25 protein-coding genes are annotated in these 25,660 nt (G+C 65.9%); 21 read left to right on the top strand and 4 right to left on the bottom strand.

Annotated features, from left to right (window positions below):
* Position 1: 1 nt before the first annotated feature.
* On the top strand, positions 2 to 1,039 hold the full coding sequence (locus V6D91_RS07690; protein WP_347319250.1) for an ABC transporter permease: 1,038 nt from the start codon (positions 2 to 4) through the stop codon (positions 1,037 to 1,039).
* Between the two features lies 1 nt (position 1,040).
* Here V6D91_RS07690 and thiI read toward each other — a convergent pair whose 3' ends face one another.
* The gene (gene thiI, locus V6D91_RS07685) at positions 1,041 to 2,474 is read right to left on the bottom strand and encodes a tRNA uracil 4-sulfurtransferase ThiI (RefSeq protein WP_347319249.1); all 1,434 of its coding nucleotides are present in this window, start codon (positions 2,472 to 2,474) and stop codon (positions 1,041 to 1,043) included.
* An 86-nt stretch (positions 2,475 to 2,560) separates the two neighbouring features.
* Here thiI and V6D91_RS07680 point away from each other — a divergent pair, with 86 nt between their 5' ends.
* From V6D91_RS07680 to V6D91_RS07665, 4 genes are all read left to right on the top strand, one after another.
* A complete protein-coding gene (locus V6D91_RS07680; protein ID WP_347319247.1) occupies positions 2,561 to 3,172 on the top strand; it encodes a methylthioribulose 1-phosphate dehydratase in 612 nt (203 codons plus the stop codon).
* A 156-nt stretch (positions 3,173 to 3,328) separates the two neighbouring features.
* A complete protein-coding gene (locus tag V6D91_RS07675) occupies positions 3,329 to 3,880 on the top strand; it encodes an acireductone dioxygenase (RefSeq protein ID WP_347319245.1) in 552 nt (183 codons plus the stop codon).
* Positions 3,877 to 4,578: an acireductone synthase gene (gene mtnC / locus V6D91_RS07670; RefSeq protein WP_347319243.1), complete on the top strand. Its 702-nt coding sequence runs from the start codon at positions 3,877 to 3,879 to the stop codon at positions 4,576 to 4,578. The genes V6D91_RS07675 and mtnC overlap by 4 nt, the downstream gene beginning before the upstream one ends.
* A 121-nt stretch (positions 4,579 to 4,699) precedes the next feature.
* Positions 4,700 to 5,452, top strand: coding sequence for a carbonic anhydrase family protein (locus tag V6D91_RS07665; RefSeq protein ID WP_347319242.1), 753 nt, complete (start codon positions 4,700 to 4,702; stop codon positions 5,450 to 5,452).
* Between the two features lie 269 nt (positions 5,453 to 5,721).
* On the opposite strand, the gene V6D91_RS07660 is transcribed toward V6D91_RS07665, so the two are convergent.
* Entirely contained in the window at positions 5,722 to 6,105 is a 384-nt protein-coding gene (locus tag V6D91_RS07660; RefSeq protein WP_347319240.1) for a group II truncated hemoglobin, read from the bottom strand.
* A 105-nt stretch (positions 6,106 to 6,210) separates the two neighbouring features.
* On the opposite strand from V6D91_RS07660, the gene typA reads away from it, so the two are divergent.
* The 9 genes from typA to lpxC all read left to right on the top strand — a co-directional run bounded on the left by typA (position 6,211) and on the right by lpxC (position 15,700).
* Complete coding sequence (gene typA / locus V6D91_RS07655; protein ID WP_347319238.1) at positions 6,211 to 8,049, top strand: translational GTPase TypA; 1,839 nt, start codon at positions 6,211 to 6,213, stop codon at positions 8,047 to 8,049.
* A gap of 802 nt (positions 8,050 to 8,851) precedes the next feature.
* The gene (gene ffh, locus V6D91_RS07650; protein WP_347319236.1) at positions 8,852 to 10,204 is read left to right on the top strand and encodes a signal recognition particle protein; all 1,353 of its coding nucleotides are present in this window, start codon (positions 8,852 to 8,854) and stop codon (positions 10,202 to 10,204) included.
* Between the two features lie 109 nt (positions 10,205 to 10,313).
* Positions 10,314 to 10,574, top strand: coding sequence for a 30S ribosomal protein S16 (gene rpsP / locus V6D91_RS07645; protein WP_347319235.1), 261 nt, complete (start codon positions 10,314 to 10,316; stop codon positions 10,572 to 10,574).
* Positions 10,575 to 10,639: 65 nt separating this feature from the next.
* Positions 10,640 to 11,122: a ribosome maturation factor RimM gene (gene rimM / locus V6D91_RS07640; RefSeq protein ID WP_347319234.1), complete on the top strand. Its 483-nt coding sequence runs from the start codon at positions 10,640 to 10,642 to the stop codon at positions 11,120 to 11,122.
* 40 nt (positions 11,123 to 11,162) lie between these two features.
* Complete coding sequence (gene trmD, locus V6D91_RS07635) at positions 11,163 to 11,945, top strand: tRNA (guanosine(37)-N1)-methyltransferase TrmD (RefSeq protein WP_347319232.1); 783 nt, start codon at positions 11,163 to 11,165, stop codon at positions 11,943 to 11,945.
* Positions 11,946 to 11,950: 5 nt separating this feature from the next.
* A complete protein-coding gene (gene rplS, locus V6D91_RS07630) occupies positions 11,951 to 12,313 on the top strand; it encodes a 50S ribosomal protein L19 (RefSeq protein WP_347319230.1) in 363 nt (120 codons plus the stop codon).
* A gap of 178 nt (positions 12,314 to 12,491) precedes the next feature.
* Positions 12,492 to 12,821 carry a methylated-DNA--[protein]-cysteine S-methyltransferase gene (locus V6D91_RS07625; protein WP_347319228.1) on the top strand — a complete coding sequence of 110 codons (330 nt, stop codon included), beginning with the start codon at positions 12,492 to 12,494 and terminating at the stop codon, positions 12,819 to 12,821.
* A gap of 59 nt (positions 12,822 to 12,880) precedes the next feature.
* Positions 12,881 to 14,722, top strand: a complete 1,842-nt coding sequence (gene htpG / locus V6D91_RS07620; RefSeq protein WP_347319227.1) for a molecular chaperone HtpG — start codon at positions 12,881 to 12,883, stop codon at positions 14,720 to 14,722.
* A 63-nt stretch (positions 14,723 to 14,785) separates the two neighbouring features.
* Positions 14,786 to 15,700, top strand: a complete 915-nt coding sequence (gene lpxC / locus V6D91_RS07615) for a UDP-3-O-acyl-N-acetylglucosamine deacetylase (protein ID WP_347319225.1) — start codon at positions 14,786 to 14,788, stop codon at positions 15,698 to 15,700.
* A gap of 718 nt (positions 15,701 to 16,418) precedes the next feature.
* On the opposite strand, the gene V6D91_RS07610 is transcribed toward lpxC, so the two are convergent.
* Positions 16,419 to 16,859, bottom strand: coding sequence for a DciA family protein (locus V6D91_RS07610; protein ID WP_347319223.1), 441 nt, complete (start codon positions 16,857 to 16,859; stop codon positions 16,419 to 16,421).
* Positions 16,860 to 17,012: 153 nt separating this feature from the next.
* Between V6D91_RS07610 and secA the strand changes: the two genes are divergently transcribed.
* The 5 genes from secA to V6D91_RS07585 all read left to right on the top strand — a co-directional run bounded on the left by secA (position 17,013) and on the right by V6D91_RS07585 (position 23,481).
* The gene (gene secA, locus V6D91_RS07605; RefSeq protein WP_347319221.1) at positions 17,013 to 19,757 is read left to right on the top strand and encodes a preprotein translocase subunit SecA; all 2,745 of its coding nucleotides are present in this window, start codon (positions 17,013 to 17,015) and stop codon (positions 19,755 to 19,757) included.
* A gap of 115 nt (positions 19,758 to 19,872) precedes the next feature.
* Entirely contained in the window at positions 19,873 to 21,099 is a 1,227-nt protein-coding gene (gene argJ / locus V6D91_RS07600; protein WP_347319219.1) for a bifunctional glutamate N-acetyltransferase/amino-acid acetyltransferase ArgJ, read from the top strand.
* Positions 21,100 to 21,236: 137 nt separating this feature from the next.
* Positions 21,237 to 22,157, top strand: coding sequence for a Nudix family hydrolase (locus V6D91_RS07595; RefSeq protein ID WP_347319217.1), 921 nt, complete (start codon positions 21,237 to 21,239; stop codon positions 22,155 to 22,157).
* Positions 22,158 to 22,201: 44 nt separating this feature from the next.
* Complete coding sequence (locus V6D91_RS07590; protein WP_347319215.1) at positions 22,202 to 22,708, top strand: hypothetical protein; 507 nt, start codon at positions 22,202 to 22,204, stop codon at positions 22,706 to 22,708.
* 269 nt (positions 22,709 to 22,977) lie between these two features.
* Positions 22,978 to 23,481: a hypothetical protein gene (locus V6D91_RS07585; protein WP_347319213.1), complete on the top strand. Its 504-nt coding sequence runs from the start codon at positions 22,978 to 22,980 to the stop codon at positions 23,479 to 23,481.
* A 146-nt stretch (positions 23,482 to 23,627) separates the two neighbouring features.
* Here the strand turns inward: V6D91_RS07585 and V6D91_RS07580 are convergent, their stop codons facing one another.
* Complete coding sequence (locus V6D91_RS07580) at positions 23,628 to 24,158, bottom strand: Smr/MutS family protein (RefSeq protein WP_347319211.1); 531 nt, start codon at positions 24,156 to 24,158, stop codon at positions 23,628 to 23,630.
* A 77-nt stretch (positions 24,159 to 24,235) separates the two neighbouring features.
* Between V6D91_RS07580 and surE the strand changes: the two genes are divergently transcribed.
* Both surE and V6D91_RS07570 read left to right on the top strand, forming a co-directional pair.
* On the top strand, positions 24,236 to 24,991 hold the full coding sequence (surE, locus tag V6D91_RS07575) for a 5'/3'-nucleotidase SurE (RefSeq protein WP_347319209.1): 756 nt from the start codon (positions 24,236 to 24,238) through the stop codon (positions 24,989 to 24,991).
* Positions 24,975 to 25,652 carry a protein-L-isoaspartate(D-aspartate) O-methyltransferase gene (locus tag V6D91_RS07570; RefSeq protein WP_347319207.1) on the top strand — a complete coding sequence of 226 codons (678 nt, stop codon included), beginning with the start codon at positions 24,975 to 24,977 and terminating at the stop codon, positions 25,650 to 25,652. Before surE ends, V6D91_RS07570 begins: the two co-directional genes overlap by 17 nt.
* The last annotated feature ends 8 nt before the right edge of the window (positions 25,653 to 25,660 follow it).

The following is a 25,660-nucleotide window of genomic DNA, read 5'->3' as shown; positions in this document are numbered from 1 at the left end:
CATGAGCGATACCGTGGTTGCTGCCCAAACCCCCGGGCGCCGCGCCTGGCAGCGCTTTTGCGCCAATCGGCGCGCCATCTGGAGCCTGTGGATCTTCCTCGGTCTGTTCGGCGCAAGCCTGTTTGCCGAGCTGATCGCTAACGACAAGCCCCTCGTGGTCAGCTACCAGGGCGAGTTGTACGTGCCCCTCCTCAAGACCTACCCGGAGACGACCTTCGGCGGCGAGTTCGAGACCGAGGCGGACTACCACGACCCGTTCGTGATCGAGCAGCTGACCCGCGGCGGCAACTGGATGCTGCGCGCGCCCATCCCGTACGGCTACAGCAGCATCAATTACTACACCGACCACCCCAACCCCGCGCCGCCATCGAGTGACCACTGGCTGGGCACGGACGACCGCGGGCGCGATGTGCTGGCGCGCCTGATCTACGGCTTCCGCCTGTCGGTGCTGTTCGGTCTGGCGTTGACCGCGGTGGGGTTGGTCCTCGGCCTTTTGACCGGGGCCCTGCAGGGCTACCTTGGTGGGCGCTTCGATCTCGCCTTCCAGCGCTTCATCGAGGTGTGGGGCTCGATGCCAGAGTTGTATCTCTTGATCATCTTCAGCTCGATCTTCACCCCCAGCATCTGGCTGCTGTTGATCCTGCTCTCGCTGTTCGGCTGGATGGGGCTGTCGGACTATGTGCGTGCCGAGTTCCTGCGCGGGCGCAACCTCGAATACGTCACCGCCGCGCGGGCGTTGGGCGTGTCGGATGGGGCGATCATGTGGCGCCACCTTTTGCCGAACGCCATGACGCCGGTGCTGACCTTCCTGCCGTTCCGTCTGTCCGGTGCGATCCTCGCCCTGACCAGCCTCGACTTTTTGGGGCTTGGCGTGCCGCCGACCACCCCGAGTCTTGGGGAGATCCTCTCCCAGGGCAAGGAGAACATCGAGGCCTGGTGGCTGTCGCTCTCCGCCTTCGGCGTGCTGGTGGGGCTCTTGGTCCTGCTGATCTTCATCGGCGAGGGGCTGCGGGCGGCGTTCGACACCCGCAAGCGTTGATTCATTCGCCGGGGCGGTAAATCGCCACGTCGAAACCCGTCTCGCGCAGGCGCTCGCCCGCGACGGCGGAGAGCAGGCCGCGCGTGCAGTAGAGCATCAGCCTGCGGTCCTTCGGCAGCTCGTGCAGCCGCTCGTCGAGCTGAGCGTAGGGCAGGGCGAGGGCCGTCTCGGGGCGGGGGTGGCCTGCGGCCTCGGCTGCATCGCGCAGGTCGACGACCAGGCCGTCGCCCGGCTCGTGGACGATGGGGAGGCTGGTGGTGCGGGTGGCGCGCTCGGGGATATTGCGCACGAGCAGGACCTCGGCGGCCTCCAGGGCCTGGTCGAGTACTTCCCAGGGGAAGGCCGCCTCGGCCTTGTCGATCGCGCCCGCGGAGGCAGAGGCGTGCGGCCGCTCGATCAGCGCGCCACAGTATTCGGGGGTGCAGGCGGCGTGGTGGGCGAGGCCGATCCTCTCGGCCTGGGCGATGATCTCCTGCTTGTGCATGGTGATCAGCGGGCGGATGACCAGCATGTCGATGGCGCTGTCGATGCGGTTGAGGTTGGTCAGGGTCTGGCTTGCCACCTGCGCCAGGCTCTCGCCGGTGATGAGCGCCCCGGCACGGGCCTTGTGCGCCACGCGCTCGGCGGCCTTGAACATCATCCGCTTGAGCAGCACGCCCAAAAGGCCGGGGTCGGTGTGCGCCTTGAGGGCCTCGACCACACCCTCGAACGGCACGATGACAAGGCGCGGATTGTGTGAGCGGGCATAGCGGCGCCAGAGGGTGTAGACCTGCGGCAGGACACTGCGGATGTGGGTCTCTCCACCGAGGCGGAACAGGCAGAAGTGGGTCAAAAGGCCACGGCGCAGGGCAAGGTAGGTGGCGACCCCCGAATCAAAGCCGCCGGAGATCAGCGACAGCCCGGCACCGAGCTCGCCCAGCGGGTAGCCGCCCAGTCCCTCGTGACGCGTGATGATGCGCCAGGCCTGCGGGCCGTGGATGGCCATGCGCACCACCACATCGGGATGGTGCAGGTCGACCTTGGCGGTCGGACTGAGTTCCAGCAGGCGTGCGCCCAGGGCGCGGTCGATGTCGATCGAGGTGAAGTCGGTCTTGCCGCTGCGCTGGGTGCTGCAGCGAAACCGCTTGCCAGCGATAGCCCCGGCATAATGCGGGGCCACCTTCTCCACCAGGTCTGCCATGCCGTCGTAGACGATCTCCTCGGCCTCCAGTACGTGGGCAATGCCGGGGGTCTGGGTGAGGATGGCGCGGATCGCGGCCTCGCGGCCGGGTGCGGGCGCCACCTCCAGCCGGTCCCAGTGGCGGGTGATCCACGAGCCTGGCGCGTCCTCGTCCAGTACGGTGTGCAGGTTGTGGTAGAGCTGGCGCACCATCTTGCGGCGCACGCTGTCGCTCTTGATGGTGATTTCGGCGAAGAGTTTGACGATGAATTTCATGGGCGGTCGGGGTGCGAATCAGGCGGTCATTCTAACCCGGGGCCTATGGTAGGCTTGCGGCCAGTTTGAATGTGGAGTCGTCTGTCGTGGAGACGTTGCAGCTTGAACGGGCCCAAGCGCTGGTCGAGGCCGGCCGTTTCTTCTTTTCGCGCGGCTGGGTGCCGGCCACCAGCAGCAACTTTTCCGCCCGCCTGGACGAGGCGCGCTGCCTTTTGACCGTGTCCGGGCGGCACAAGGGGCGGTTGACGACCGATGATTTCCTGCGCGTGGCGATCGAAAGCGGCTTCTCACTGGATGCGGGCAAGCGCCCGTCCGCCGAGACCCTGTTGCATACCCAGCTCTATGCCCGCGAGCCCGCCATCGGCTGCGTGCTGCACACCCATTCGATGCCCGCGACCGTGCTCTCCCGCTTAACCTGCGGGGCGCTCGAGCTTGAGGGCTACGAGCTGGCCAAGGCCTTCCCTGGAGTGGACAGCCACGAGGCGACCCTGACCGTGCCCGTGTTTGCCAACGACCAGGACATCCCGCGCTTGGCCGCGGCGGTGGATGCCTGGATCGACGCCCACGGCCTGCCGGTGGGGTACCTCATCGAGGGACATGGGCTGTACACCTGGGGCGCCACGGTGGAGGACGCCGTGCGCCACGTCGAGGCGCTGGAATTCCTGCTTGAATGTGAGCTTTGGTTGAGAAAATGCTGAAAAATCTGGAATACGGCCCGTTCCCTCCCCCCTGGTGGGGGAGGGTTAGGGAGAGGGGGGCGGATTTTCAACGGCTTATCACCCTCTCCCCCAGCCCCTCCCCCTTCAAGGGGGAGGGGGAGTCATTTGCTCAGCGCATCCTTGAGGGAGGGGATGATGTCCTTGCTACGTATCTTTGCTGAGAATCGTCCCGAGGCGCCGCTTGCGATCTACACCGAGGCCGCCGACATCGCCCGCGAGCTTGCTGCGATCGGGGTGCGGTTCGAACAATGGGAGGCGAGTGTGCCGCTGGCCGCCGATGCCGGTCAGGAGGCGGTGCTCGCGGCCTACCGCGACGATGTCGAGCGCCTGAACCGGGAATATGGCTTCCAGTCCGTGGACGTGGTCAGCCTGCGTCCCGATCATCCGCAGAAGGACGAGTTCCGCGCCAAGTTTCTGGCCGAGCACACCCACGATGACTTCGAGGTGCGCTTCTTCGTCGACGGGCAGGGCATGTTCTACCTGCACGCCGATGGCAAGGTCTACGCCATGCTCTGTACCCAAGGTGATCTGATCTCCGTGCCCGCAGGGGTGACCCACTGGTTCGACATGGGCGAGCGGCCGAGCTTCAAGTGCATCCGCTTCTTCACCACCCCGGAGGGCTGGGTGGGGCACTTCACCGGCAGTGGCATCGACCAGACCTTCCCCAAACTGGAGGCCATGCCATGAACATCCAGGCCATCGTCACCGACATTGAGGGCACCACCTCCAGCATCGACTTCGTGCACAAGGTGCTGTTCCCCTATGCCCGCGGGCGCATCGCCGACTTTGTGCGCCAGAACGCCGACCGGCCGGAGGTGAGGGAGCAGATCGAGGCCGTCGGGCGTGAGGTGGGGGACGACCACATCCCGCTGGAGGAGGCCATCCTCCATCTGGTCGAGTGGATCGACGAGGACCGCAAGATCACCCCGCTCAAGGCCCTGCAAGGGATGCTGTGGGAGGAGGGGTACCGCCACGGCGACTTCACCGGTCACATGTACCCGGACGCGGTCGAGTGGCTGCGCCGTTGGCATGATGAAGGCATCCGCTTGTACGTCTACTCTTCGGGCTCGGTGCAGGCGCAGAAGCTGCTGTTCGCCCATTCCGACGCAGGCGATTTGACCCCGCTGTTCTCCGGCTATTTCGACACCACCCTCGGAAGCAAGCGCGAGGCAGAGTCCTACCGTCTGATTGCCGAGGCCTTGGAGCTTCCGCCCGCCGCAATCCTGTTCCTCTCCGACATGCCCGCCGAGCTGGATGCGGCCCGCGCCGCCGGCATGCGCGTGCTCGGCCTTGCCCGCCAGGGCGAGCCGATGTCCAGCCAGGCCGCCGCCCACCGCTGGTGCCGTGACTTTGCCGAGGTGAATGAGGCCATGCGCGCGGGCTGATTAGTCATACCGTGGGTAGGATTAGATCATTCTAATTTTCTTGTCATGGGGGGCGGCTGATACTGCCCGCCGCCTTGCCCCTCTGGGTGGCAGGCCTCGATCAACTCAAGGAAATCGAAGCATGATGAAGTCCCTTTCCACGGCCGTGGGCGCGGCCGTCTTCGGATTCTGTTCTGCCGTCGCACTGGCCGACAGCCACGCCCCGCACTGGTCCTACCACGGTCACGAGGGACCGGAATACTGGGGCAAGATCGCCGCCGAATTCGCCACCTGCTCGGCGGGCAAGAACCAGTCACCCATCGACCTCTCCAACGTGGCTGAGGCCGAGCTGAAGCGCATCGAGTTCGACTACAGGGATGGCCCGCTCAAACTCATCAACAACGGTCACACCGTCCAGGTGAACGTGGCACCGGGTTCCACCATCACCGTGAACGGCCACGCCTACCAGCTTGCCCAGTTCCACTTCCATAGTCCGAGTGAGCACACCGTGGAGGCCAAGTCCTTCCCGCTCGAGGCCCACTTCGTGCACAAGGACAAGGATGGCAACCTGGCCGTGGTCGGCGTGCTGTTCAAGGAAGGCGCGGAGAATGCCGCCCTGGCACCGATCTGGGCCCACCTGCCGACCCAGCAGGGCAAGGAGATGAGCGTGGAAGGTGTGACGGTGTCCGCCAAGGCCCTGCTGCCGGAGAATCCGGAGTACTACCGCTACAGCGGTTCGCTGACCACCCCGCCGTGCAGCGAGGGCGTGACCTGGCTGGTGATGACCGAGCCTCTGGAGGTCTCCAAGGCCCAGGTCGAGCGCTTCCGCACCCTGATGGGCGGCGACACCAACCGCCCGGTCCAGCCGTTGAATGCACGCCTGCCGATCAAGTAACCCTGCCACGTTAACCAAACGCCGGGGCGCATCATGGGGTGCGCCCTTATTGCAGGGGCCTCGCCTGAAGGGCTGGAGCGTTCGCACAAGGCGAAAATCCAGCATGCCAAGGGGAGGCATCTTCGCTCTGTTGGGTTGTAGGAGGCCCGCCCTCGGGCCGACGCTTGCGCACGATACGCCTGTCGCGGCGGGGGCGCCGCTCCTCCATCGGCGTTCAGAGCGATGAGACAGGTTCATGCGATTGTCCTGGCCCTTGTCGTTTGCGGGGGCTACTCCTCGACGTTGCGCATGTGGTCAGCCACCCGCCAGAGGGACTGGTAGAGTTCCTCGCGGAAGGCCGCATCCTCCACGGTCTGATCCAGTGCGTGGCGCATGCAGAGCATCCACTGATCGCGCATCCGGGTGTCCACCGCCACCATCATGTGGCGCATGCGTAGGCGCGGATGGCCGTGGCGCTCCATGAACAGCTGCGGCCCGCCCAGCCAGCCGGAGAGGAACTCGAACAGCTTCTGCTCGCTGTCGTCCAGGTCGCGGTGGATGGCCAGCAGCTCACGGGTGGTCGGCAGCTCGCGCATCACGCCATAGAAACGCCGGGTCAGGGCCCGCACCCCGGCCTCGCCGCCGATCTTTTCATAGGGGGTGGGTTGATTCACGGAACGTATGCCCCATCAATGCAGTCAATGGAATGTCATTTTAACCGGCAATCCGTATAATCCGCCGCCTAACAAAAACCGCCCCCTTTTTCCAGAGACCGTTTTGTGATCCAGAACCTCCGCAATATCGCCATCATCGCTCACGTCGACCATGGCAAGACCACGCTGGTCGACCAGCTCCTGAAACAGTCCGGTACCTTCGGCGAGCGCGAGCAGGTCGGCGAGCGCGTGATGGATTCCAACCAGATCGAGAAGGAACGCGGTATCACCATCCTGGCGAAGAACACCGCCATCCGCTGGACCAGCCCGCAGGGCGAGGAATACCGCATCAACATCGTCGACACCCCGGGCCACGCCGACTTCGGCGGTGAGGTTGAGCGCGTGCTGTCGATGGTGGACTCCGTGCTTTTGATCGTCGATGCGGTGGACGGCCCCATGCCGCAGACCCGTTTCGTGACCCAGAAGGCCTTCCAGCACGGCCTCAAGCCCATCGTGGTGGTCAACAAGGTGGACCGCCCAGGTTCCCGTCCGGACTGGGTCATCGACCAGGTGTTCGACCTGTTCGACCGCCTCGGCGCGACGGAGGAGCAGCTCGACTTCCCGGTGGTCTACGCCTCGGCCCTGAACGGCTATGCCGGCCTTTCCCCGGATGTGCGGGAGGGTGACATGACCCCGCTGTACGAGGCCATCGTCAAGAACGTGCCGGCCCCGGACGTCGACCTGAACGGCCCGTTCCAGCTGCAGGTCTCCAGCCTCGATTACAACCCGTTCATGGGCATCATCGGCGTGGGGCGCATCAAGCGTGGCAAGGTCAAGACCAACACCCCGGTCAAGGTGATCGACCGCGACGGCAACATCCGTTCCGGCCGGGTGCTGCAGATCATGGGCTTCCACGGCCTGGACCGCGTCGAGGTGCCCGAGGCCCAGGCGGGCGACATCATCGCCTTCTCCGGCCTCGATCCGCTGTTCATCTCCGATACCGTGTGCGACCCGGACAACGTGGAGATGCTGCCGCCCCTGACCGTGGACGAGCCGACCGTGAGCATGACCTTCCAGGTCAATACCTCGCCCTTCGCCGGCAAGGAAGGCAAGTTCATCACCAGCCGCCAGATCCGCGACCGCCTGAACAAGGAGCTTTTGCACAACGTCGCCCTGCGGGTCGAGGATACCGATGATGCGGACAAGTTCCGCGTCTCCGGCCGCGGCGAGCTGCACCTCTCCGTGCTGATCGAGAACATGCGCCGCGAGGGCTTTGAGCTTGGCATCGGCCGCCCCGAGGTCATCATCCGCGAGGTGGATGGGGTCAAGCAGGAGCCGTACGAGCAGCTGGTGGTCGACATCGAGGAGCAGCATCAGGGCGCGGTGATGGAGAAGCTCGGCATGCGCCGTGGCGAGCTGAAGAACATGGAGCCGGATGGCAAGGGCCGAGTGCGCCTGGAGTACATCATCCCCTCGCGTGGCCTGATCGGCTTCCGCACCGAGTTCCTGACCGCCACCCAGGGCACCGGCCTGTTGTTCTCGGTGTTCGACCACTACGGGGAGTACCGCCCGGGCACCGTCGGCCAGCGCATCAACGGGGTACTGATCGCCAACGAGACCGGCAAGGCCCTCGGCTATGCCCTCTTCAACCTGCAGGAGCGCGGGCGCCTGTTCATCGGCCACGGCGAGGAGGTGTACGAGGGCCAGGTGATCGGCATCCACTCGCGCGACAACGACCTCACCGTCAACGCGCTGAAGGGCAAGAAGCTGACCAACGTGCGCGCCTCCGGCTCGGACGAGGCCATCATCCTTACCCCGCCGATCCGCTTCACCCTGGAGCAGGCGCTGGAGTTCATCGACGACGATGAGCTGGTGGAGGTCACCCCGAAGGCGGTGCGCATCCGTAAGAAGCACCTGACCGAGAACGAGCGCAAGCGCGCAGGGCGGGCCTCGGCCAGCGAGTGATGGTGTGCGCTCCAGCGGGCAAACAACGCATGGCCGTGTAGGGAAAACGAAGTCTTTACACCCCTCTCCCGCTTGCGGGAGGCGGGGCGGGGGGGAGGGGCGTAGGAAGAGGTAAATCCCCCTTGGGGGCGCCATGGACGGGGTTGTGGAGACCGGGTGAAAGGGCCATGGATGGCCCTTTCAGTCCCGTCGTGACTGGAAGTCGCGTCGGGACGGCCCGGTCGGAGCGGCCCCGGCTATGGCTTGCCCGAAGGGCGACCCCACGGGGGTGCCCTTTCTTTGGTGCCTTTCTTTGGGCAAGCAAAGAAAGGCACTCGCCCGCGTGCGATTCAGGCCGTTCGAAGTGCGCGGCTTGAGGCGGGCGAAACCAGGCCACCAGCCTCAAAGCGGCCTTGAATAACCGTTGAAGTGCTTTTTCGCCCGCTTCAATGCTTGCAGCTTCGCACAAACACCCGTGCAAGCGGGCGAGTTACTTTTCTTGCTCGTGCAAGAAAAGTAACCAAAAGAACACGCCCCCACGGGGCCGGCCCTTCGGGCAAACCCTGGCCTGACCTGCTCCAGCCGGGCCGTCCCGACGCGACCTCCTGTCGCGGCGGGACTGAAAGGGCCATCCATGGCCCTTTCACCCGGCTTCCACAGGCCAGCCCAGGGCGGCCCCAAGGGGGGATTCCTCCCCTCTCCCGGCACGCCTCCCGCACGCGGGCGAGGGGCGGAAAGAAACCCTTGACTTCGTGAACACCCCTTGGGTGCAATCCGCTCCAATGAAACCCGGACCGTCCGGTTTTCTGATTGAGGAACCGTCATGTTCGACAACCTGACCCAACGACTCTCCGGCCTTCTTGACAAGCTGCGCGGCCAGGGCCGTCTGACCGAGGAGAACATCCAGGAGGCGATGCGCGAGGTGCGCATGGCGCTGCTGGAGGCCGATGTCGCCCTGCCCGTGGTGCGCGAGTTCACGGCCAAGGTCAAGGAGCGTGCGGTCGGCCAGGAGGTGCTGAGCAGCCTCACCCCGGGCCAGGCCTTCATCAAGATCGTGCACGACGAGCTGGTGGCGATCATGGGGGAGGCCAACGAGGCCTTGAATCTCGCCACCCAGCCGCCGGCCGTGGTGCTGATGGCCGGTCTGCAGGGCGCGGGCAAGACCACCACCGTGGGCAAGCTCGCCCGCCTGCTCAAGGAGCAGAAGAAGAAGGTCATGGTGGTGAGCTGCGACGTCTACCGTCCGGCGGCCATCAAGCAGCTGGAGACCCTCGCCGCCCAGGTCGGGGTGGAGTTCTTCCCCTCGAGCCAGGGGCAGGATCCAGTTGCGATTGGCCAGGCTGCGCTGCACGAGGCACGCATCCGTCACATGGATGTGTTGCTGGTCGATACCGCCGGCCGCCTGCACATCGACGAGGCGATGATGGACGAGGCGCGCCGCCTGCATGCCGCGCTGCACCCCATCGAGACCCTGTTCGTGGTCGACAGCATGACCGGTCAGGATGCCGCCAACACCGCCAAGGCTTTCAACGACGCCCTGCCGCTGACTGGTGTGATCCTCACCAAGGCCGATGGCGATGCGCGGGGCGGGGCGGCGCTCTCGGTGCGTTACATCACCGGCAAGCCGATCAAGTTCCTCGGCCAGGGCGAGAAGCTGGCGGCACTGGAGCCGTTCCACCCCGAGCGGGTCGCCTCGCGTATCCTCGGTATGGGTGATGTGCTCTCCCTGGTCGAGGAGGCGACCCGCAAGATCGACCAGGAAAAAGCGCGCGAGCTGGTCGATAAGGTCAAGGCGGGCAAGTCCTTCAACATGGAGGATCTCAAGACCCAGCTCGAGCAGATGCTCAACATGGGGGGCATGGCGAGCCTCTTGGACAAGCTGCCGGGGGTGAGCAAACTGCCCGAGCATGTCAAGGCGCAGGCCAACGACCGTGATGTGAAGCGTATGATCGCCATCATCCAGTCGATGACCCCGCAGGAGCGGCGCCATCCGGAGTTGATCAAGGGCTCGCGCAAGCGCCGCATCGCGGCGGGGGCGGGCATGCAGGTGCAGGACGTCAACCGCCTGCTCAAGCAGCATGCCGATATGCGCGACATGATGAAGAAGCTCTCCGGTGGTGGCATGGGCAAGCTGATGCGCAGTCTCAAGGGGCGCCTGCCCGGCATGCCGTTCTGACGGCCGGGAAGAAAAAGCTTCCTTTTTTGTGCCCGGTCGTTACAATACCGGGCTTTATTTTGGCGGACCGTATGTGCGGTCCAGACTTTGACACAAGGTTCAGAATCGCATGGTATCCATCCGTCTGGCTCGTGGCGGCGCGAAGAAGCGCCCCTTCTACCACATCATCGTGACCGACAGCCGCAAGGCCCGCGACAGCGGCGCCAACGTCGAGCGCCTGGGTTACTTCAACCCGGTCGCCCGTGGTGCCGAGGTGCGTCTGCATATCGATACCGAGCGCATGAACGCATGGCTGGCCAAGGGTGCCCAGCCGAGCGAGCGTGTCGCCGCCCTGATCAAGGAATTTGGCAAGGCGCAAGCCGCCGCCTGAATCCTGGGGTCGTCTTGGCGACCAAGTGAATGGGCATGATGACTGAGAGCGCAGATCGGGTCCTGTTGGGCAAGGTGCTCGCGGCTTTCGGTATCCAGGGGTGGGTGAAGATCCATTCCGAAACGCGGCCGATGGATGACATCGGTCGTTACAGGATGTGGCAGCTCAGGCTCAAGGACGGGTGGGCCGACTTTCGTGTGAAGTCGGTCAAGTTTCAGGGCAAAGGGCTGGTCGCCAAGCTGGAAGGGGTGAACGACCGCAATCATGCGGAAAGCCTTTCTGGTGCGGAGATCGCCGTCGACCCCGCCAAGCTGCCCCGCCTGCCCCAAGGGGAATATTACTGGCGTGACCTGATCGGCATGCGGGTTGCGACCAAGGAAGGGGTTGAGCTCGGTGAGATCGATCACCTGCTCGAGACGGGGGCTAACGACGTGCTCGTTATCAAGGGCGAGCGCGAGCGCTTGGTGCCCTTTGTGCCCGATCAGGTGGTGCTCGAGGTTGACCTCGAGGCGCGCCGCATGATCGTGGACTGGGATCCCGAATTCTGAGATCCCGCATCCATTCGGTGCAATGTTCGAGGAGGGGATGATGCAGATCGAGGTCGTCACCCTCTTTCCCGAACTGGTGCGGGTGATCGCCGAGCACGGCATACCGCGCCGCGCACGCGAGGCCGGACTGGTGCATCTTGGGTTGTGGAACCCGCGGGACTACACCCACGATCGCCACCGTACGGTGGACGACCGTCCCTTCGGGGGCGGACCGGGCATGCTGATGAAGGTGGCCCCGCTACGCGACGCGATCCATGCGGCGCGCGCGGCGGCCCCGCAGGGGAGCCCGGTGATCGCCCTCACCCCGCAGGGGCGCAGGGTGGATCAGGCCGAGGTGAACCGGCTGGCCCGCCTGCCCGGCATGGTGCTGGTGTGCGGGCGGTACGAGGGCATGGACGAGCGCGTGCTCGAGATGGATGTGGACGAGGAGCTCTCGCTCGGGGACTTTGTCCTCAGCGGCGGTGAACCGGCGGCGATGGCGCTGATCGATGCGGTGATCCGTCAGCTGCCTGGGGCCCTTGGGCATGCCGAGTCGGCGGTGCAGGACTCGTTCATGGCGGGCCTGCTGGACTGCCCGCACTACACGCGCCCGGAGGTGGTGGATGGGCGCGGTGTTCCGGAAGTCCTGCTTTCGGGGCACCACAAAGAGATCGAGCGCTGGCGCCTCAAGCAGGCGCTGGAGCGAACCTGGCGGCGGCGGCCCGAGCTGCTCGCGGTCAGGCGTATGACGGAAGGTGAGCGTCGTTTGCTGGAGGGCTCGCATGAGGAATGCGGCATTGATCTCTGCAAACCGACGGCAAGCGACGAATCGAAGATGAGGTAATGAACATGAGCAACGTGATTTCTCAGCTTGAAGCTGAAATGATGGCCGGCGTAGAGCGCCCGGACTTCGCCCCGGGTGACACCGTCGTCGTGAATGTGCGGGTGAAGGAAGGCGACCGCGAGCGTCTGCAGGCCTTCGAGGGTGTGGTGATCGCCAAGCGCAACCGCGGTCTGAACTCCGCCTTCACCGTGCGCAAGATCTCCCATGGCGAAGGCGTTGAGCGCGTTTTCCCGCTCTACAGCCCGAACGTCGCCAGCATCGAGGTCAAGCGCAAGGGCGATGTGCGTCGCGCCAAGCTCTACTACCTGCGCGGCCGTACCGGCAAGTCCGCACGCATCAAGGAAAAGCTCGCCTCGCGCGCTTCCTGATAGCCCACAAAGGCCCCGACGGGGCCTTTGTTGTTTCTGACGCATGGCAGTTGAACAGGGGGTCCTGCATACGCCGCTCGGCTGGCTGCAAGTTAGCTGTGTCGATGGCGCGGTCGTAGCGGTCGCTGACCTCCCGTTCCCTCCTGTCCCTGTTCCCGACCCGCCTGGTCCTTGTGCCATGCAGGCTCTGGCCTGGCTTACGGCCTATTTTGCCCGCGATCCCCTTCCTGACCTCCCTCCTCTCGCCCCGGCGGGGACGCCGTTCCAGCAACGGGTCTGGCGGGCGCTTGCGGACATTCCGCCGGGGCAGACGCTGACCTATGGCGAACTGGCCGCGCGGCTAGGAACTGCTCCCCGCGCCGTGGGTGGGGCCCTGCGCGCCAATCCCATCCCTATCATGATTCCCTGTCATCGCATCGTTGCCGCGCAGGGGCTTGGAGGGTATGCGGGGGCAAGCGAGGAGGGACGGCGGCGCAAGGCTTGGCTGCTCGCCCGCGAGGGGGCTTGAAATCCCGCCCCTGATCCCCAAATTCGCGCTCGTTTTCGTCACTCAAGGAGCATCAAGCCGTGGAACGTCAAACCGAGACGCTCGAATTCCAGACCGAGGTGCGTCAACTTCTGCACCTGATGATCCATTCGCTCTACTCCCATCCGGAGATTTTCCTGCGCGAATTGGTTTCGAACGCCTCCGACGCCTGCGACAAGCTGCGCTTCGAGGCGCTCGGGGACGGCGGGCTGTACGAGGGCGACAGCGAACTGCGCATCGAACTCGCCGTCGACAAGGCCGCCCGCACCCTGACGGTGCGCGACAACGGCATCGGCATGAGCCGTCAGGAGGTGATCGACAACCTCGGCACCATCGCCCGCAGTGGCACCAAACACTTCCTCGAGAGCCTCTCCGGTGACAAGGCGAAGGATGCCCAGCTGATCGGCCAGTTCGGCGTGGGCTTCTACTCCGCCTTCATCGTCGCCGATCGGGTGGATGTCTTTACCCGCCGCGCGGGACTGAGCGCCGAGCATGGGGTGCACTGGAGCTCGGAAGGTACGGGGGCCTACACCATCGAGAACATCGAGCGTGCGGGGCGTGGCACCGAGATCGTCCTCCACCTCAAAGAAGGGCAGGATGAGTTCCTCGACCCCTGGCGTTTGCGCGGCATCGTCCACCGTTACTCCGAGCACATCACCTTCCCGATCATGATGAAGAAGGAGGGTGGGGAAGAGCTTGAGCGGATCAACCAGGCCACCGCGCTGTGGGCACGGCCCAAGGCCGAACTCAAGGACGAGGATTACACCGAGTTCTACAAGCAGACCTTCCACGACTGGGAAGCCCCGCTCGCTTGGACCCACAACCGGGTCGAGGGCCGCACCGAATACACCAACCTGCTCTACATCCCCGGCCGCGCGCCGTTCGACCTGTGGGATCGCGAGGCCAAACATGGCATCAAGCTGTACGTGCGCCGCGTGTTCATCATGGATGATGCCGAGCGCCTGCTGCCGCGCTACCTGCGCTTCGTGCGCGGGGTGGTGGATGCCGCCGACCTGCCGCTCAATGTCTCGCGCGAGATCCTGCAGTCGAGCGAGGTGCTCAACCAGATCCGCAACGGACTGACCAAGCGCGTGCTCAACCTGTTGGAGGAACTGGCGAAGGACAAGCCGGAGGTGTATGCCAAGGTCTGGTCCCTGTTTGGTCGGGTGCTCAAGGAGGGGCTGGCCGAGGATCCGACCCACCGCGAGCAGATCACCCGCCTGCTGCGCTTTGCCTCGACGCATGAGGCGAGCAAGGGGCAGGACGTCTCCTTGGCCGACTACGTTGCCCGCATGAAGGAAGGGCAGGAGGCGATCTACGTCCTGACCGCCGAGAGCGAGGCCGCGGCCCGGCACAGCCCGCACTTGGAGGGCTTCCGTGCGCGTGGCACCGAGGTGCTGCTGCTGACCGACGCGATCGACGAGTGGCTGCTGCCGCACCTCACCGAGTTCGAAGGCAAGCCGATCCGCAACATCAACCGCGAGGGCGTGCGCCCCGAGGGCGAGGCGCCCAAGGCGGACGAGACGCAAAACGAGCTGCTCCAGCGCATCCAGAAGGCCCTGGAGGGCAAGGTCAAGGAGGTGCGCCTCTCCAGTCGCCTGGTCGAATCACCGGCCTGTGTGGTGCTGGACGAATATGACCTGCCGCCCCACCTCAAGCGCCTCTACCGTGAGGCCGGCCAGCCGGTGCCGGAGACCTTGCCGATCCTGGAAATCAACCCGGAGCACGCCTTGCTCAGGCGCCTGAAAGGCGAGACGGATGAGGCGCGCATCGTCGACTGGTCGGGCGTGCTGCTCGGGATGGCCCTGCTGGCCGAGGGCGGGCAGCTGGAGGATGGGGCGGGCTTCGTGCAGAAGCTCAACCGGCTGATGACTGGTGCCTGAGCTCGGGCGTAGCGGGCGTGTCTGTGTCATAATCCGATCATTGAAATGGGTCTGGACCAAGCTTTGATTCGACAGCGCACGCTCAAGAACGTCATCCGCGCCAGCGGGATCGGGCTGCACACCGGGCAGCGGGTGATGCTCACCCTGCGCCCGGCGGCGCCGGATACGGGCATCGTCTTCCATCGCACGGATCTGCCGGGCAGTCCGGCCATCCAGGGCCATCCGATGAACGTCGGTGAGACCACCCTCTCCACCACCCTGGTGAAGGATGGGGTGAAGATCTCCACCGTCGAGCACCTGATGTCCGCCTTGGCGGGGCTCGGGATCGACAACGTGCACATCGAACTGGATGGCCCGGAGACCCCGATCATGGATGGCAGCGCCAGCCCGTTCGTGTTCCTCCTCCAGTCTGCCGGGATCGAGGAGCAGGACGCGCCCAAGCGCTTCATCCGCATCAAACGTCCGGTCGAGGTGCGCAATGGCGACAAATGGGCGCGCTTCGAGCCGCATGACGGCTTCCGTGTGCGCATGACCATCGACTTCAACCACCCCGTGTTGAACGAGACCGCGCAGACGGCCGAGATCGACTTCTCCACCACCAGCTTCGTCAAGGAAGTCAGCCGCGCGCGGACCTTCGGGTTCATGAAGGACCTGGAGATGATGCGCTCGCAGAACCTCGCCCTGGGCGGAAGTCTGGAGAACGCCATCGTGGTGGGGGATGAGCACATCCTCAACGAGGATGGTTTGCGCCTTGGTGATGAGTTCGTCAAGCACAAGATCCTCGATGCGATCGGCGATCTCTACCTGCTCGGTCACAGCCTGATCGGCGCCTTCACCGGCCACAAGACCGGCCATGCGCTGAACAACGCCCTGCTGCGCGCCCTGCTGGCGGACCCCGCGGCGTGGGAGGAGGTGATCTTCCTCAACGATGCGGAACTGCCGATTGCCTACCATCATCCCCTGATGGCTGCGGCCTGAGCGGCGGCATAACCAAGGTTTTCTTTACACCCCTCTCCCGCAAGCGGGAGAGGGGCAGGGGGAGAGGGAAAATCCCCCTCGGGGTCGCCCTGGCCTGGTCTGTGAAGGCCGGGTGAATGGACCAAGGAAGGTCCATTCAGCCCCGCCGTGACAGGAAGTCACGTCGGGGCGGCCCGGCTGGAGCAGATCAGGCCAGGGTTTGCCCGAAGGGCCGGCCCTGCGGGGGCGTGTTCTTTTGGTGACTTTTCTTGCACGAGCAAGAAAAGTCACTCGCCCGCTTGCACGGGCGTATGCTCGAAGCAACAAGCGTTGAAGCGGGCGAAAAAACACTTCAACGGTTGTTTAAAACCTCATGGAGATAGGCTGGTGGGACTGTTTCGCCCGCCGTTAAGGTTTGGACTTCGTCGAGTCGCGCACTGAGGCGGGCGAGCCCCTTTTCTTGCTCGTCTTCGATGCGGGGCGAAAAGAAGGACGCCCCACAGCCGCGCCCCTTCGGGGTTCCCGTGCCGAGACCGCCTCCGGGAGGCCGGTTCGACGCCACATCCTGTGGCGGCGAACCTCAAACGGCCCTCCCTGGCCGTTTGACCTCCCTCCGGTCGGCCTCGTCACGGCGCGGCCGAGGGGGGAAAGCATCCTTTGGTCCACGCAGGGGTTTCCAGAAAACCTTGCTGTTGTGAACCTGCCTATGTCATCTCCGGGGCGCCAGTGGCGCCCCGCGTCATTTGGGGCGGTCAGTCTCCGGTCTTCTCTTGCCCACCGCCCGCGCCAGCCGGTGCAGGGCCGAGCCGAGCTTGGGGTCGGTGACGCAGCGGGCGGCGGCCTCCACCCCCTCCGCGATCTCGGCGGACGGGTAGCGGGGGTGCAGCGGCGAGCTGCGTTCGGGAGGCGGGGGGAGGGTGCGCCAGGCCACGCGCACGGGCCGGCCCTCATGGAGCATCTCGCCAGCAGCGGCCAAAAGCTTGGGGGCCTGGAAGCGCAGCGGGGTGATCAGGGCCTGCACGTCGCAACCCAGGACCAAGGTATCGCCGCGGACATTGAGCAGAAACACATGCCTGCCAAGCTCCTCGGGCAGGGCGCGGCGCAGGGCGTCCTCGAGCGCCTGGCGGCGCTGGATGTGGGCGAGCAGCGTGGCGGGAAGGGTGGGGCGCTCAAGGGCCATGGCGGGGATCTCCGGCAAGCGTTCAGCCTACCAAAGGCGGGGGCTCTGGTCTAAGATGAGCCGGTTCTGTCGCCTAGAAAGCGGCTTCGTACCTGCCTCGTTGAGTGGCTCAAGGGCCGTTCAAGGGATCTCTCCAAGGAAAAATGTTTCGCGATGATTGGCAAGCTGTTTAGCAAGGTCTTCGGTAGCCGTAACGACCGCATCCTGCGTCGCCTGCGCAAGCAGGTCGCCGCCATCAACGCCCTCGAACCCGCCATGCAGGCCCTCACGCTGGAGGAGCTCAAGGGCAAGACGCAGGAGTTCCGCGACCGGCTCGCCCAGGGGACTACGCTGGACGATCTGCTGGTCGAGGCCTTCGCCGTCTGCCGCGAGGCCAGCCGCCGGGTGCTCGGCATGCGCCACTTCGACGTGCAGCTGATCGGTGGCATGGTGCTGCACGAGGGCAAGATCAGCGAGATGCGCACCGGCGAGGGCAAGACCCTGGTCGCGACCCTGGCCGCCTACCTCAACGCATTGTCCGGCAAGGGCGTGCACGTGGTCACCGTCAACGACTACCTGGCCCGCCGCGACGCCGAGTGGATGGGGCGGCTGTATAACGCGCTCGGGCTGACGGTGGGCATCGTGGTGCCGGGCATGGACAACCGCGCCAAGCGCGACGCCTATGCCTGCGACATCACCTACGCCACCAACAACGAGCTGGGCTTCGACTACCTGCGCGACAACATGGCCTTCAGCCTGGATGAGGTCATGCAGCGTCCGCTCAACTTCGCCATCGTCGATGAGGTGGATTCCATCCTGATCGACGAGGCCCGCACCCCGCTGATCATCTCCGGCCCGGCGGCGGACAATTCCGAGCTGTACCACGCCATCAATGGCCTGATCCCCGAGTTCAAGCGCCAGGCGCGCGATGAACCGAAGGAGGGCGAGGAACCGCTCACGGACGAGGAGCGCGGCGACTTCACCGTCGACGAGAAGCAGAAGCAGGTCTACCTCACCGAGCAGGGCCACGAGAAGGCCGAGATGCTGCTGCGCCAGATCGGCCTTTTGGCCGAGGGCGAGAGCCTGTATGACGCCAAAAACATCATGCTGGTGCACCACCTCAACGCCGCTCTGCGTGCGCATGCCATCTACCGCCGCAATGTCGAGTACATCGTGCGCGACCAGCAGGTGATCATCGTCGACGAGTTCACCGGCCGCACTCTGGCCGGCCGCCGCTGGTCCGAGGGGCTGCACCAGGCGATCGAGGCCAAGGAGGGCGTGCCCGTCCAGCCCGAGAACCAGACCCTCGCCTCGATCACCTTCCAGAATTACTTCCGCCTGTATGCCAAGCTCTCCGGCATGACCGGTACGGCGGACACCGAGGCGCCGGAATTCCACCAGATCTACGGCCTGGAGGTGGTGATCATCCCCACCAACAAGCCGGTGCAGCGGATCGACCACCCGGATCTGGTCTATCTGACCGCGGAGGAGAAATACGAGGCCATCCTGCGCGACGTGCAGGACTGCGTCGCCCGTCAGCAGCCGGTGCTGGTCGGCACCGCCTCGATCGATGTCTCCGAGCTGCTCTCCGAGCGCTTCAAGAAGGCCGGGATCAAGCACAACGTGCTCAACGCCAAGCAGCACGAGCGCGAGGCGGAGATCGTCGCCGAGGCGGGACGCCCCGGGGCAGTCACCATCGCTACCAACATGGCGGGCCGCGGTACCGACATCGTGCTCGGCGGCAATCTGGAGATGGAGCTCTTGGCCCTCGGTCATGTCGACGAGGCGACCAAGGCCAAGGCGCGCGAGGCCTGGCAGCAGCGCCATGAGGCCGTGCTCGCCGCCGGTGGCCTGCATGTGATCGGCTCGGAGCGTCACGAATCGCGCCGGATCGACAACCAGCTGCGCGGCCGCTCGGGCCGCCAGGGCGATCCGGGCTCGACGCGTTTCTACCTGTCGCTCGAAGACAACCTGATGCGCATCTTCGCCTCGGACCGCGTCGGCATGCTGATGAAAAAGCTCGGCATGCAGCACGGCGAGGCCATCTCCCACCCCTGGGTCACCAAGGCGATCGAGAACGCCCAGCGCAAGGTGGAGGGCCACAACTTCGGCATCCGCAAGCATCTGCTCGAGTACGACGACGTGGCCAACGACCAGCGTAAGGTGGTCTATGCCCAGCGTCGCCAGCTGATGGAGTCCGAGGACATCAGCGAGGCCGTGATTGCCATGCGCGAGGATGTGCTGACCGCCGCCTTCCACCGCTTCATCCCGCCTGGCAGCCTGGACGAGCAGTGGGACGTCCCGGGCCTCGAACACCATCTGGCCGAGGAGTTCGGCCTGGCGCTGCCCATCCAGCAGTGGCTGGACGAGGATGCCGAGCTGCATGAGGAGAGCCTGCTTGCGCGTATCCAGCAGGCCTTTGCCGAGGACTATGCCCGCAAGGAGGCCCTGGTGGGCGCCGAGGCCCTGCGCCGCTTCGAGAAGGGCGTGATGCTCCAGGTGCTCGACCATCTGTGGAAGGAACACCTCGCGGCGATGGACTACCTGCGCCAGGGCATCGGCCTGCGTGGCTACGCACAGAAGAACCCCACCCAGGAATACAAGCGCGAGGCCTTCGAGCTGTTCACCGCCATGCTCGAGCGCATGCAGCACGACATCGTCCAGGTGCTCTGCCGCGTGCAGGTGCAGCAGCCCGAGGCGATGGCGAGTTTCGAAGAGCCGCCCGCGACCCCGCCGGTCGAGGCCATCCACCCGGGCGCCTCGACCTGGGGCGACGACGAGGTGGTCGATGCGAACTTCGGCGAGGCGGCGGGCAAGGAAGTCCCGTACCAGCGCGAGGGCGAGAAGCTCGGCCGCAACGATCCGTGCTGGTGCGGTTCGGGCAAGAAGTACAAGCACTGCCACGGCAAACTCGCCTGAGCTGACGCCATCCTTTGCGCCCCTCTCCCGCCTCCGGGCGCGGAGCGGGGGGTAAAGGGCCAGCCCTCACCCGTCTCTTTCCATTCCCCTACCCCAAGGAAGCAGGAGTCCCATCATGCCTGTCAACCTGAATCCCCCCGCTCCCGGCAGCCTCAAGCCCATTGCCGGCATCCGCCTGGGCGTGGCCGAGGCCGGCGTGCGCAAGGCCAACCGCAAGGACCTCCTGGTCATGACCCTGCCCGAAGGGGCGCGCGTCGCTGGTGTGTTCACCCAGAACCGTTTCTGCGCCGCCCCGGTCACCCTCTGCCGTGAATTCCTCGCCAAGGGTGAGCCGATCCGCGCCCTGGTGGTCAACACCGGCAATGCCAATGCGGGCACCGGGGAGGATGGGCTGGCGCGCGCCCGCCGGGTGTGCGAGGCACTGGCCCAGCAGCTGGGCTGTGCGCCCGAGCAGGTGCTGCCGTTCTCCACCGGGGTGATCATGGAGCCGTTGCCGGTCGATCGGATCGAGGCGGGTCTGCCAAAGGCCTTGGCCCATCTCGGCGAGGCGAACTGGGAGGTCGCCGCCGAGGCGATCATGACCACCGACATCGTCGCCAAGGGGCTCTCCCGCCAGGTGGAGATCGATGGCAAGACCGTCACCGTCACCGGCATTGCCAAGGGCTCCGGCATGATCCATCCGAACATGGCCACTATGCTCGGCTATGTTGCTACCGATGCCGCCGTGGCTCAGCCGCTCCTGGAGAAGATGCTGCGCGAGATCACCAACGTCTCCTTCAACCGGGTGACGGTGGACGGTGACACCTCGACCAACGACAGCTTCATCCTGATCGCCGCGGGCACCGCGGGCGTGAGCATCGACTCTGAGCAGTCGGCGGGCTATGCCGCGCTCTACGGCGCCGTGCGTGAGGTGGCTGTGTTCCTCGCCCAGGCCCTGGCGCGCGACGGGGAGGGCGCCACCAAGTTCGTCACCATCGAGGTGACGGGCGGGCGCAATGGCGAGGAGTGCCTGAAGGTCGGCAAGGCCATCGCCCATTCCCCGCTGATCAAGACCGCGTTGTTCGCCTCCGACCCCAACCTCGGCCGCCTGCTGGCCGCCATCGGCTATGCCGGCATTACCGACCTGGACGTGAACACCGTGCGCCTGTGGCTGGGGCCGGTGCTGGTGGCGGAGCACGGCGGTCGCCATCCGGCCTATGTGGAGGCCGAGGCGGCGGCGGTGATGAAAGAGCCGGAGATCACCATCCGCGTGGATCTTGGGCGCGGCGAGGCGCAGGAGACGGTCTGGACCTGCGATTTCTCCTACGACTACGTGAAGATCAACGCGGAATACCGCAGCTGAGGGCGCATCAGCCGTCGCGGAGCCTACCCGTCACCGCTCGTAGGAGGCCCGCCCCCGGGCCGATCTTCCACTTCGCTGGGCCCATGGGGGTCGCGTGCCGTGGCGGCCTCAAGCCAGAACCGATGAAGGGCGAAAGGATGGACAAACCTCCCTTGCGCGTGGTCTGCGCCGTCATCCAGGGGGATGATGGCCGGGTGCTGATCGCCCGCCGCCTGCCCCATCAGCCCCTCGGCGGGCTGTGGGAGTTCCCCGGTGGCAAGCTCGAACCGGGCGAGTCCGAGCACGATGCCCTGGTGCGCGAACTCGAGGAAGAGGTCGGCCTCCGGCCGCTTAAGGCCCACCACTGGATGGATGTCCGCCACCACTATCCGGAGCGCGAAGTGGTGTTACACGTCTGGCGGGTGAGCGCCTGGCGAGGGGAGCCCTGCGGCCGGCTGGGGCAGCCGCTCGATTGGGTCGAGCCCGCCGCGCTCAAGGCGCGCGACTTTCCGGCTGCCAACCGGCCGATCGTCAATGCCCTGGCCCTGCCGTCGCGTTGTCTGATTACCGGCGAGGTCGCATCCGAGGCAGAGTTCCTTACCCGTCTTGAACGCGCCTTGGGCCAGGGAATCAGGATGGTCGTGCTGCGCGGAGGGCAGGCCTTGGCGCTCGCCAGCCACGCCATCCCCCTGATCCGCGCCGCAGGGGCGAGCGCCATCCTCAATGCCGATCCCGAGACGGCTTTGCGCCTCGGCGCGGATGGCGTGCACCTCAATCGCCACCGACTGATGGCCATGTCGTCGCGGCCGGAGGGCCTGACCTGGGTGGGAGCCTCCTGCCATGACGAGGTCGAACTGGCCCAGGCCGCGAGGCTCGGGCTGGATTACGCCTTCCTCTCCCCCGTGCTCCCCACCGCCTCGCACCCCGGCGCGGAAACGCTGGGTTGGCCGCGCTTTGCCGCGCTGATCGCCGATCATGCCCTGCCGGTCTACGCCCTGGGCGGGGTGGGGGAGGCGGAGCTTCCCGTCGCCGTGGGACTGGGCGCACAGGGCGTGGCCGGCATCCGTGCCTGGTGGTAATGGTCTACACTCGTCTATGACCCTGTCCCAGCGAGGTGATTGTGATGATCAAGGAACAGTTCGATACCACGGTTGAGGCCCTCAAGCAGCAGCGCGACGAGTTGCAGGTGCAGATGCACCTGTTGGGCATGGAGGCGCGTGAGGAATGGCAGGAGGCCGAGCGGGTATGGGAGCGCATGGGCAACGCCCTGCGCCGCATCCGCAGCGAAGGCTCCTATCAGGCCAGCGAGATGATGGAGTCATTCCGTCAGCTGGTGGACGAGCTGGAGGGGCAATATCGCAGGCTCAAGCCCATGGAACGCCTTGCCGAGGGCATGGACGATCTGCGCCAGATGCGCGACGAATTGCGCTTGCAGACCAAGCTGATGGGCATGGAGGTGCGCGAAGAGTGGGAGGAGGCCGAGAAGGGCTGGAATACCCTGCTTGCCCGGATCGATGCCCTGAAAGACAAGACCGGCGCGGCGCTGGACGAGGCCGCCGAGGCCGCGCGTCAGCTCAAGGACGATCTGGCCCTGCACTACCGCAACATCAAGGCACGTTTGAAGGACTGATTCCACCCAGCGCGTAGGAGGCCCGCCCTCGGGCCGATGGCCTTACGCCCCATCGCGGCGGGGCGCCGCTCCTACACGGGGGTTCAGAACCATCCATCAGGATGGTTTTGGAGCGCCCGCACAAGGCGAAAATTCAACCTGCATAGTAGGAGGCCCGCCCCCGGGCCGATGGCCTTGTGCCTCATTGCGGCGGGGCGCCGCCCCTACAGCTGTTCCAGGGAGGGGCGATCGGCTAACCTTGCTCAGCCTGAGGCTGAGGGGATAGCAACATGCAGATGAGCGATGCGAAATGGTGGCTGGGGAGTGCAGTGGTCATCGGCCTGTTGCTGTACGTCCTCCAGCACGACTTCTCACGCCTGCGCGCCCCCGACCTGCCCTTCGCCGGGCAGGTGGTCAAGCTCCCCGCGCCGTCCTGCTCCCCGGTGGGCGGGCCGTGCACCGTTTCCGATCCGCCCCGCATGCTGGCGCTACAGCTTAGCGGCGATGTGCGCCCCCTGCGCCCCTTCGAGCTCGAACTGCGCCTGCCCGAGGCCGCCCTGCCCAAGGCCGGGGCGGCCTCGGTGGACTTCGTTATGGTCGGCATGGACATGGGGCTCAACCGCTACACCCTCACCCGTCAGGCCGATGGCAGCTTTCGCGCCAAGGTCATCTTGCCGGTGTGCAGCAGCGGCCGCAGCGATTGGGTGGCGAAGGTGAGCGCCATCGTGGGGCAGGAGATGTGGGTGGCGGAATTCCCCTTCGTGGCCGAGCCGTCCATGGGACAGCATGACTGAGTATGCGTCCGTAGCTTGGCGTCTTAGGATTGGGTCGCGGCGGGGGCGCCGCTCCTACAGACAGGGTGCCTTGTCTGTAGGAGCGGCGCCCTCCGGGCTGTTTCAAAGCCCTTTTGAAACAATCAGCCCCGGGCCGATGATCCCGCTCACCCCTTCAACAGCACATACACCGCTCCCGTGCCGCCATCCATCGGTCGCGCCGAGCAGAAGGCCAGCACGTCCTCACGTTGCGGCAGCCAGCGGTTGAGCAGGCGTTTGAGCTTGCCCTGGCCATGGGGGGAGTTGTAGCCCTTGCCGTGGATGATCCTCACGCAGCGGTGCGGCCCCGTCCGCTGCTGGTTGAGGAAGGCGGCGAGGGCCGCGCGGGCCTCATCGATCGTGTGCCCGTGCAGGTCGAGCACCGCGCCCACGCTGTATTGCCCGCGGCGTAACCTTTTCAGCACCTGGCGCGAGACCCCCTCGCGCAGGTAGAGCAGCACCTCGCCATGCTCCAGCTCCCCCGGGTCGTAGTCGCTGAGCATGTCCTGGACGATCCGCTCCGTATCCAGCTCACGCTGGCGAGGGCGTGCGGACGGACGGGGTGGCCGGTGGGTCACCCGCTCATGGTGGAGGGGACGGATCTCGCCGCTCAGGGCGCCGATCGCCTCGTGGAACAGTCGGATGTCGTCCTCGTTCATGGCTCGGGGGTGGGGTGGACGGAACACGGGCCATCAGTATAGTGAGTGCTTCGACCACAGGGGCATGACGGGGTTGCATGGATATCCTGGTTTCCAACGATGATGGCGTCTACTCACCCGGCCTGCGCGCCCTGGCCGAGGCCATGCGTCCGCTCGGCCGGGTGGTCATTGTGGCCCCCGATCGCGACCGCAGCGGGGCGAGCAATTCGCTGACCCTCTCCCGTCCGCTGCGGCCCAAGCGCCTGGAGGACGATGTCTGGGCGGTGGACGGTACGCCGACCGACTGTGTGCACCTGGCCCTGACCGGCCTGTTGCCCTTTCGTCCGGACATCGTCCTCTCCGGCATCAACCATGGTCCGAACCTGGGCGATGATGTGCTCTACTCCGGCACCGTGGCGGCGGCCACGGAGGGGCGCTCGCTCGGCCTGCCGGCCATCGCCGTGTCGATGGAGACCTTTGAGCCCGTCCACCTGGACACCGCCTGTCGCGCCGTGCGCCTGCTGCTCGAGAACATGGGGGATCACCCCTTGCCGCGCGACACCCTGCTCAATGTCAACGTGCCGGATCGCCCTTGGGAGGCGGTGCGGGGCCTGCGCGCCACCCGCCTCGGCAAGCGCCATCCTTCCGCGCCGATGGTGGCCGACACCGACCCGCGCGGCAAACCGATCTACTGGATCGGCATGGCGGGGGCGGCGGCCGACGAGGGTGAGGGCACCGATTTCCAGGCCCTGCGCGAGGGCTTCATCTCCGTCACCCCGATCCATTTCGACATGACCCGGCACGACGCCCTAGGCGTGCTTGGTGCCTGGCTGCCCGATGCCGGTCCAGCGTGACCCTCTGATCCGCGGCAGCGGGTTGACCTCCCCGCGGGTGCGCGAGCGCCTGATCGAGCGCCTGCAGGCCGCCGGCATCCGTGATGCCCGGGTGCTGGAGGCCATCCGGCGCACCCCGCGCCACCTGTTCGTCGACGAGGCCCTCGCCGGGCGTGCCTACGAGGATACCGCGCTGCCGATCGGTCATGGCCAGACCCTCTCCCAGCCCTACACCGTGGCGCGCATGAGCGAGGCGATCCTGCGCGATGGCGTGCCCGGCAAGGTGCTGGAGATCGGTACCGGCTCCGGCTACCAGACTGCCATCCTCGCCCATCTCACCAACCAGGTGTTCAGCATCGAACGGATCAAGGCCCTGCAGGATCAGGCCCGGGAACGACTCAGGCTTCTGGAGCGCTTTAACGTCCGCCTGCGCCACGCGGATGGCTGGCAAGGCTGGTCCGCGCATGCGCCGTACGATGCCATCCTGGTGGCCGCCGCGCCGGACACCCTTCCCCCGCGCCTGGTGGAGCAGCTCGCCGAGGGGGGGCGGATGGTCATCCCCGTCGGGCCGCAGGGCGGCACGCAGAAGCTCTTGATGATCCGGCGCGAGGCAGGCGAGCTTCGCGAGCAGGTGCTGGAGCCTGCCAGTTTCGTCCCGCTGATCAGCGGGGCCCTTGCATGAGGATGTTT

It is taken from the genome of Thiofaba sp. EF100 (genome assembly GCF_039822285.1).
In the GTDB taxonomy this organism is placed as follows: Bacteria; Pseudomonadota; Gammaproteobacteria; order Halothiobacillales; family Halothiobacillaceae; genus Thiofaba.
The sequence above is the reverse complement of the archived record's forward strand: the minus strand, read 5'-3'. Positions and strand labels throughout refer to the sequence as shown.